Here is a 6,550-nt window from a genome sequence, read left to right as displayed (position 1 = left end):
TACGCCCTGGCGAGAGATTTATCCAGGGATGAGCTGAAATATATTGCAGGAAAAGTGCAGGCAAGAACGGCAAAGCGTCTGAATAAAAATTGAATAGAAACTCTGTTATTTGCGAGTAAAAGTTATCATTTGAAGGATATTTGATGCGACTGCAATAAGTCTTATTTCCAGTCGCAGTAGTCAGTGGCCAGCAGTAGTCAGTAAAATCAAAGAGTTATATAATCCATCTGTATCACTACCAGTTAATATCTGACTTTTTGCAGGTGCATCAGTCCCACTGCCACATGCAAAACGCTAAACAGATACAATAAAAATACCTTCAATTCATAAATTGAGGTCTATGTGACATCTGATAAACAAAAAAAGATTGTTTTTATCACCAATCTGGATGTTTTGGGTGGTTCAGAAAACAATCTGGCTAGCATTGTAACCAATTCTACATTTAATAATTCCTGCCATTGTATAATTTTTTCAGGCACTCCTCCTCACCGGGCTATCAAGGCTAGGCTTGAAGAATCCAATGCAATAATTATTCATTATAAAAAACTATTTGGATTTAGGCTTCCCAAGTTTATTAGGGGGCGTTACTTCAGAAAAAAAATCGAGTCTTTGACTCCAGATACAGTAATATTTTGGAATCACATTTCAAAATATGGACAGCTCAATGTCTGCAATGCATTGAAAAGAAAAACGATTTTTTTTGAAAGAGGAATAGGATGGGGACGCCATGATCCGAAGACCATGAAAGATTTTCTTGATTCTGTAGATATGGTTTTAAGCAACTCTTTTGCAGGCAAACGAATGCTTGCAGAAAAGTGGGGTTATGATGGGCAGTGCGGGATTGTTCCAAATGCATTGCGACCGGAAATCAACAAAAGACAGGCTGAGCCCAGGAAACTGTCAAACAACAGGCCCTTGCGTATAGGGGTGGCAGCAAGGCTTGTGGCTTACAAGGGCGTGGCCAGCGTGATCCTGGCCGCAAAGGAACTGATAAATGAAGGTTTGAATGCCGAGCTGCATATAGCCGGGGACGGACCGGAAGGACTTGTGCTGCAGGAGCTTTGTTCCAGGCTTGCCGTGCCGGCCCGATTTCTGGGAGCAGTTCAGGATATGGCCGGTTTTTACGACAGCATTGACCTGCTTGTCTGTCCTTCCATTAGAGAGCCTTTCGGCACAGTGGTCCTCGAGGCCCAGGCCCGGGGGTGCCCGGTGGTATGCTCGGGGGTGGATGGCTTGCCGGAGATAGTGCAGCATGGCCAAACAGGATTCATTGTTGATCCGCAATGGGATCTGGCAGAATATCTGAAGTATGCAAGCAGCCGTCAGGGGATGCCGGATGTGGTGTACTGCCCGGGCCGGGACCGTCTGGTGCCACCTAGAGCTGTGCATCCTGGCGATGTTGCAGCCGCGGTGCGGCAGATTGTGCATGAACCTGAAGGCTACTTAAGCATGTCCCTGGCGGCCAGGCACCTCGTGCTGAAGAACTTCAGGTTTGACGGTTACCTCAAAAGTTTGACGGATATTTTTCATCAGGCTCAATAGTCTCTTAGCCGTCCATCTGTTGAGCCTGTTTTGTTCGGTAAGACTCCAGTGTATTGAACAGACGCAGGGGGTTCTCTCCGCGAATTATTAAACTATAAAGTAAAGCCGAATTATAGTATAGGGTTTTGCCTCTTTTTGAGCGGTATTTTTGCGGTTCTCTTCTATCTACCACACGGTGCCCCAAGAACCGTTCCAGACGTTGCAGTTCAGCGCTGTTTTGCATGAGCAGGCTGAAATTCAGAAGCAAAGCGTCTTCACGTCTTTTGAGCACATCAAGCATATTCTGGTTGTACAGGGTCCAGCACTGGAAAGCCTTTGAGATTTTCGGGATTGCTGTGGGACTGAATCTTTTTCGAAAGTAATGGCTGATCACTTCTTCAGGGTGGCGGTACACCATGATCAGGCGATGAACCGGCAGAATCTTTTCCCAGTAGGTATATGTGAGACAGGTCCTGGGATCCTTGAAGCCCCACACCGGGTGCTTGCGCTGAAGAGATGCCGCCAGCTTACTTCCTTCACCAAGGACCTCTTCCGAAAAAAAACTTGGCTTTAATGGGGCTTGTATCTCCAGACTGAAGGCATCTCCGCAACCCAGTATCTTTTTGTTGATAAGCCTGGTTTCCTCACGTTCCAATTGGTTTCCGGAATCGTAGTCCCTGTTCAAATCAAAGTCACCCATGTGTACACCTGCATCCATGAGCAGTCTGGAGACCAGCGTAGTGCCCGACTTGTGCATGCCCAGGACAATATAAACAATATTTCTGTTTTGCTGCAGCATTTATTAAATTCACCTGCAAAAAGTGTAACTTCTCAATAACTCCGGGCAGTATTCCTGGATACCGGCTTCCGCCGGTATGACATCACAATGCAACGACCTGTTTTCATTCGTTATTCCGGCGAAAGCCGGAATCCAGGTATTTTCTTAGTGTAAGATCGCCCAGAGTTATTGAGAAGTTACCAAAAAGTCAGATATTAACTGGTAGTTATAAATATGGTTCATCGTAACAGCTACGTCCCATGCCACATCCAAAGCGCTAAACAGATACCTAAACATATACAAAATAAAAATGCGGATTACTCCCAGGTAAAGTTTTGTCCTAACAGGTTGCATAACCTTTGATTATGAGGAAGGTAGTATTGCATTAGATATTCCCGGACAGGATTATCTATCGAATGTTTATTATGGCCTATATTTCTGGGTGTTAAGTTGGAAAAATGATGCTTATCGTTGATGTTCAGGAACCCGCATGTCTTGGCCAGGGCCTCTCCCGGAGAGTTGAAAAAATCTTCGCTTTTTATGAGGAGCAGTTGTTGTTTATCAAAAAGTTGCAGATACCTCTCAAGCTGCTCAGCGTAAAGCCCTCTTTTAAGGTAGGTATGGTGTATAAAGTTTAAACTCTTATAGTCATGTTGTCCTAAAGCTGCTTCAATCCGGCTTTTTTCTGACTGGAATGCTTCAAGGGCAGGCAGCTGTTCCCGGCCCTTTCTTTTTTCATGAAAATAATGGGAAATGGCCCGTTCCACAGGATTGCGCAACAAGGCTATAAGCTTAACCTCAGGAACAAGGTTGAATATCCGCTGGGGAGCCAGGGGATTGAAAATATACAAAGGAGATGCCTCTCCGGTGATGAATCCCCGACCTTTTTGGGTGTACAAGGGAAAGTGCGCCCTGTACCAGGAGGGGCCCTTGGCAAAGGTGTCTATTTCAGGCTTTTTTCCGCCATCAAAAAAGTGTACTTCCTTGGTAAAGCTGGGCTTCACCTGAGGATGCAGGGTGAGGTAGTGAAACAGGCTGGTTGTTCCGGACTTCTGAGCCCCGATTATGATAAAATCGGGCAGAAGGCGGAAGCTGCTTGTGGCCAGCCTGCAGCCAAAACGGACTGCGCGCAGTTTTTCTTTGAAAAAAGGCATATGGTATCAGAAGGGTTAAAAAGTTATGTCAAGATTCATTCAGCAATGACTGGTCTGCTATTTCGAGCCGGACAGGATTCTGACCTAATCGCTAAGGGTCCGTCAATGGCAGCTATTCAGAAGGACGCTGGATACCGGTCTGGGGACAGTCCCCGGTTACTACTGAGGCGTGATTGCCAGGAACCGCCTTTGATAATCCCCTGAACTGTTGGTAACCATTCAGGGGGATGCCGAAACCGGCCCGGGGACAGTCCCCGCGACACCTTTTTGCACAAATACAAAAATGACAGACGCGAAGTTGTGAGAACCTGCACAGTTAATACATAGCGGGGGACAGTCCCCAGGGCCTGGTGCCAGCAATCAACACCGAGGACCTCCTGAATGGTAAAAACTGTTGCGTAATATCATCTAGGCCGTTTAGTGCAAGCTGTTGTTTTGTCCGCGCTATAATAATCCCTCATGCCGGTTATTTTCTTTTCTGCTTTTCAGATAATTGGAAAACACTATTTTCTTGTTGAATGAGTTCAGGGGTAAATAGAGAAAAGGGAGCAGGGAAGCCTTGTTTGATGTCATCCATCTTGAGTCGTACCTGATGGCCTGTATTTTGTCCGGATCGCTCCTGGCGCGGTTGCCTCTTATGATATGGCTGGTGGATCCGGCCGGACGGAGCATGTTTTCTTCGAATTGAACACCTATGTATCGACAAAGTAAGGAAAGAATCGTTTTCGGATACAGGGCGAATTCTTCATAGCCCAAAGGGTAATAATCCAGACCGTTTTTCTCAAGGAACGAGAGCAGTTTTTTGTTTTCTCTTCTCCAGCGAAGAGGCAAAGTAAAAATGTTTTTCTTTTTTTTCATATGGATGGAATAGGACCAACTCCTGAAATCTTTAGCCAGGAATATAATTTTGAGTTTGTGGTTTTTGTGTAGATCAAGGAGGTACGGAGATATTTCTTTGGAAGAGTCCACAAGAATTTTGTTCTCTCCGAAGATGCTGGAGAAGATGGTGAGCAATTCTTCGTACCGTAAAGAGGCAGGCTGTGATTCCCACAGAAATGCTTTATTTCTAATCTCGCTCCAGAAGAGGCACTCCAGCATGTCTTTTCCACAGGAGCAATGGATTTTAGTGAATTCTCTGTTAGAGAAATTTCTCTGATCAGCCTTCAATATCCGGCTGATTTCACCCAGCCCGACTATCCCGGAGTGAGCGCCGAGAGCCATGTCCAGTATGGTTGAGCCGGAGTGGACCAGACCGCAGATATAAATAATCTTCATTTTTGTAAAGCTTCGCTGTGGTGTTCTTTTTCTTGTAACTGTTTAGCGCTTTGTATGTGGCACGGGGACTGGCTCTCCCCGCACTTGTTTTTCCAGGTAAACGTAGACATTTTAAAAAAAGTGCGGGGATGCCTGACCCCTGCTTTCCTAAAAAGCGCTAAACAGATACTTTTTCTTGATAAAGACAAAATAGGTTATCGGTTATGCTTACCACTCTTGGCATTGAGGGCAGAAGGCCTTGTTGATGCCAGATGAGCAAAGACTCCATGATTTCCTTTTCAGATAGACCTGGAAATTTCTGCAATACTTTGGCCTGCCTGCTGTCCTTGCTTTTCCTGACGGTATTTAACCCTTTTTTGAAGAGATCTTTGCAGGCGGAAAAGAAAAAGTATTTGGTGGAATTGCGTCCTCTTGCTCTTCTCAGTATGTCATCCAGTGAATGAGATGGAACATCAATAGTGTTCAGTTCTTCAACTATACGTTCCGAGGCCAGGGGGCCATCAACATTCTCAATATAATGTTTGAGCTTGCCGGCTTTAATCGTTCTTTCTTCTGCACTGTCCAGCCTGCCGGAGTGCAGGGACTTTTCCACGGCAGCAAAGAGCTCTTCTTTATCATGTGTCTGATGGCTGACCTCATTGGCAATGTTTCTGGAATAATCGTTTTCAGGATCAGGTACGTAAGCTATAACAGGCCGCTCGAGCATAAAGCCTTCCAGACCTGTGGTGCATCCATTGTGAATTGTGGCCCTGGCAGCCATCATCCATTCATTGGCGCAGCCATCATGCTTGATAAGAATATTATTGTACTGTTCAGCCCAGTGGTGCCAGCGGTCATGATTTTCCGATGGATGCGGGCGTATCACCGCCTTGAGTTGATAACGATCAGCGAGAAGAGGTATAAGCTTCATAAAACCGGACATGAGTTCAGCTTTGTAGTCGTGGGAGCCTTGCCAGATTTTGACTTGATGGGCGCTGGATATAATTTTTTTATCCTTGAGTCCTGCCAGGCGGTTGCCGTAGTTGGGATGAGGATTGCAACGGGCAAAGTTGGTATTGATCAGAATAAATGGATCCAGTTCTTTCCTGATTCGCCTTGCTTGGGAAGCGTATGCTTCTCTGTATCCGGCTCGAAGGACATCCACGCGAGGGCTTCCGGTAATGGGAAGACGACGAGTATCGATGCTGCGAAAAGCTTCTACATCCCCAGCATGGCGATATCCTGAAGCAAAGAACTTATCCACAAGTTTCAGGGGCTTTTGCCCCACTTTCCGGTCGCAGTAGTCTCTGCCTTCAGGATAGGTTACACTTTCCTCGCATATATTAACAATTTTGTGCCCTGCCCGGGACAGATGTAGCAGGTGTGCATCATGTTTATACTCGGGTATGCTGATCTCGGAATAGACCCCGGGTATAAAGCGGGAAGCTGTTTTGCGGACTTTTGGGGCCTGGCCCAGAAAGACCATCCAATTGTCTTGAGTTGCAGTTGCAGCTGTCAGCAACTTGCCCAGAAATTCCCTGTTCTTGGTTTCAATGGGCAGAAAAAATATTTTATAATTCATGCTTGTCCTGGTTACCGGCAGCTTAAAAGTGATGCTGAGTGTCTGAATTCTGAGGATAATTTCCAGCCCATGGGGGGCTGTCCCCGCATATCATACATGGACTGGATGGTGTCTGCTGAATTTTTTCCGGATATTGTAATAACTTGAGATCACAAACCTTGTCAGTTTGAATATTTATAACTATCCCAAAGTCTTATAAAACCGGCTTTTTGGATTATGTCCTCCACTGCAGCCAATCTCCAGGGGGCGCTAAGTTCTTTC

General features: G+C 45.8%; 5 protein-coding genes. 1 reads left to right on the top strand and 4 read right to left on the bottom strand.

Annotated elements, in window-relative coordinates:
* Positions 1-741 precede the first annotated feature (741 nt).
* The gene (locus tag QZP87_RS15015; RefSeq protein ID WP_291323739.1) at positions 742-1,542 is read left to right on the top strand and encodes a glycosyltransferase family 4 protein; all 801 of its coding nucleotides are present in this window, start codon (positions 742-744) and stop codon (positions 1,540-1,542) included.
* Positions 1,543-1,546: 4 nt separating this feature from the next.
* Here the strand turns inward: QZP87_RS15015 and QZP87_RS15010 are convergent, their stop codons facing one another.
* The 4 genes from QZP87_RS15010 to QZP87_RS14995 form a co-directional block, all read right to left on the bottom strand.
* Complete coding sequence (locus QZP87_RS15010; RefSeq protein ID WP_291323738.1) at positions 1,547-2,320, bottom strand: sulfotransferase; 774 nt, start codon at positions 2,318-2,320, stop codon at positions 1,547-1,549.
* 296 nt (positions 2,321-2,616) lie between these two features.
* Positions 2,617-3,453, bottom strand: a complete 837-nt coding sequence (locus QZP87_RS15005; RefSeq protein WP_291323737.1) for a sulfotransferase domain-containing protein — start codon at positions 3,451-3,453, stop codon at positions 2,617-2,619.
* 444 nt (positions 3,454-3,897) lie between these two features.
* A complete protein-coding gene (locus QZP87_RS15000; protein ID WP_291323736.1) occupies positions 3,898-4,728 on the bottom strand; it encodes a hypothetical protein in 831 nt (276 codons plus the stop codon).
* A 157-nt stretch (positions 4,729-4,885) separates the two neighbouring features.
* Positions 4,886-6,289: a surface carbohydrate biosynthesis protein gene (locus tag QZP87_RS14995; protein ID WP_291323735.1), complete on the bottom strand. Its 1,404-nt coding sequence runs from the start codon at positions 6,287-6,289 to the stop codon at positions 4,886-4,888.
* Positions 6,290-6,550: the final 261 nt, after the last annotated feature.

Origin of the sequence: Desulfonatronospira sp. (assembly GCA_003563255.1) — a bacterium.
Classification (GTDB): Bacteria; Desulfobacterota; Desulfovibrionia; order Desulfovibrionales; family Desulfonatronovibrionaceae; genus Desulfonatronospira.
Note: the sequence above shows the minus strand (reverse complement) of the source record. Positions and strands in the feature narration are given on the sequence as shown.

Bases quoted from the DNA above. Each gene is read 5' to 3' on its own strand.
- QZP87_RS15015 (WP_291323739.1), top strand. From the start codon at position 742: ATGAAAGATTTTCTTGATTCTGTAGATATGGTTTTAAGCAACTCTTTT.
- QZP87_RS15010 (WP_291323738.1), bottom strand. From the start codon at position 2,320: ATGCTGCAGCAAAACAGAAATATTGTTTATATTGTCCTGGGCATGCAC.
- QZP87_RS15005 (WP_291323737.1), bottom strand. From the start codon at position 3,453: ATGCCTTTTTTCAAAGAAAAACTGCGCGCAGTCCGTTTTGGCTGCAGG.
- QZP87_RS15000 (WP_291323736.1), bottom strand. From the start codon at position 4,728: ATGAAGATTATTTATATCTGCGGTCTGGTCCACTCCGGCTCAACCATA.
- QZP87_RS14995 (WP_291323735.1), bottom strand. From the start codon at position 6,289: ATGAATTATAAAATATTTTTTCTGCCCATTGAAACCAAGAACAGGGAA.